Raw genomic sequence first — 1,913 nt, 5'->3', positions numbered from 1 at the left:
GAACGGTGGCGGCGTCGAACATGACGATCCCATTCTCCTGCGGACGATTCCCTGGCCTTGCGGTCAGGAACCGCCGGTAGAGCTCCGCCCACGTGATTCGCTTGTGCCGTTTGAGCAGCCACCGGGTGACCCGATCCCAAGCGAAGGCATCGAGGTATCCGAAGGTCGCTTTCGACACACCGTGCCGGAAATACGCACACCATCCTCGGAGCACCGGATTGAGACGTCCGAGGAGATCAGCAAGGCCGTGATGACGTGCATTCTTGGTCAACGCCCGCACCTTCGCCATGATCGAAAGCAGGGCCTTCTTCGATGGGTAGGTGTAGACGGCCGTCTTGTTCGTGCCCTTCTTGCGGCGCCGCTGGATGCCGAACCCGAGAAAGTCGAACCCCTCCTCGAGGTGACATACCTGGGTCTTCTCCACCGATAGCCGCAGCCCCAGCGGAGCAATGACATCGGCGACCTCGTCCCATAATGCGTCCGCGTGCGCTTTGGCTCCGGCCACCATGATCACGAAATCGTCGGCATAGCGGACGATCCGATAGGTGGCCCCGCCACGTTTGCGGTGTGCATCTCGCCGCTGAGATGTCCGATGGGCATCCCACTTCGCACAGAAGTGTGCGTCCAACACCGTCAGAGCGATGTTGGCCAGCAGCGGTGAGAGTATGCCGCCCTGCGGTGTGCCGGTATCAGATTCCCTGACCGTTCCGTCGCCAGACATGATGCCCGCCTTCAGAAATGCCTTGATCAAGACCAGGACCCGCTTGTCGACGATCCGCGTGCGTACTCGTTCCATGATTGCGGAATGAGCCAGTTCGTCGAAACACGCCGCGATATCAGCCTCGAAGACCCAGTGATAATTTCGGGACCCAAGAGTGTGAATCTCAGCGATCGCGTCCTGAGCCCGACGTCGAGGACGGAAACCGTAACTGACCGGTTCGAAATCCGCCTCGAAGATCGGCTCCAACACCAGCATCAACGACGCTTGAACCGTGCGGTCCATCGCCGTGGGGATACCGAGCCGCCTGAGCTTGCTGCTTCCCGGTTTGGGGATCAATCTCTCCCGCACCGGAAGCCGAGCAAATGTTCGTGCTTTCAGTTCGGCTCGAACGTGGCTCAGAAATGCCACCGTCTCGGCATCTCCTGTTATGGACGCAGGTGTCAGCCGGTCGACACCGGCTGAGCGTGCACCCTTGTTGCCCCGCACCCGTTCCCACGCCACGGTGAGAAAGTCCGGGTGGTGGACGAGGTTGAGCACATCATCAAAGCGGCGGTCGGAATCATCGACCGCCCAGTGGTGCAGCTTGCGTTGCATCTGTCGTACCCGCCATGCCGCCTGATCGGGATCGGGCCATGACAGCTCACCGGTATTCACCAGCGTCTCCGTTCGTGTCGTGCTCGCTACATCAATTCCGCTGGGGCCCTTCGCCATGCACGAGGCTTCCCCCGCTCGGACTACTACGGCCCCTCCGCCCCACCGCGTGGCCATCGACAGACGACGCGTCAACCCGGATACGACGTCCCCGGTTGAGGACGGCGACTCGGGAGCCCCGCGGTGGTTCCCACGTTCACTGCTGACCGCTCGAGGAGTGAGGTGCCCAGCTATACCCCTGCGATATCGCCACGGCTACGCCGCAGGCATTCACCGTGGCCTCCGGCGGCAGCGACCTAAACCGCAACCAGAGTTCCCAACACCGAGACGCCAGTGGTGTTGGTGCGCACCGCAGACCAGCCCGAATCCACCGGGTTAGAGCTGGCGCGAGACTTGAGAGGCGTTAAAGCACTGGTTCCTCGCGTACACCTTCTCCTCATGCTTGCCGGACCTAGGCCATCCGGTAGTGCTGGCCTGTCCCGCCGTTGTCGGGGCTGCTTGCCGCCCTCACCGGCGTCTCCCGGTCCAGGCTGCCCCCAGC

Annotated in this window: 1 protein-coding gene; it reads right to left on the bottom strand. The window is 62.3% G+C overall.

The window, feature by feature from the left end; translation table 11 throughout:
* Positions 1–1,375: group II intron reverse transcriptase/maturase (gene ltrA, locus ACRDUX_RS26745; protein WP_526418199.1), on the bottom strand; the 1,375-nt coding region annotated here is incomplete at its 3' end.
* Between the last annotated feature and the right edge of the window lie 538 nt (positions 1,376–1,913).

Source organism: Mycobacterium sp. (assembly GCF_050701675.1).
Lineage (GTDB): Bacteria > Actinomycetota > Actinomycetes > Mycobacteriales > Mycobacteriaceae > Mycobacterium.
Note: the sequence above shows the minus strand (reverse complement) of the source record. Positions and strands in the feature narration are given on the sequence as shown.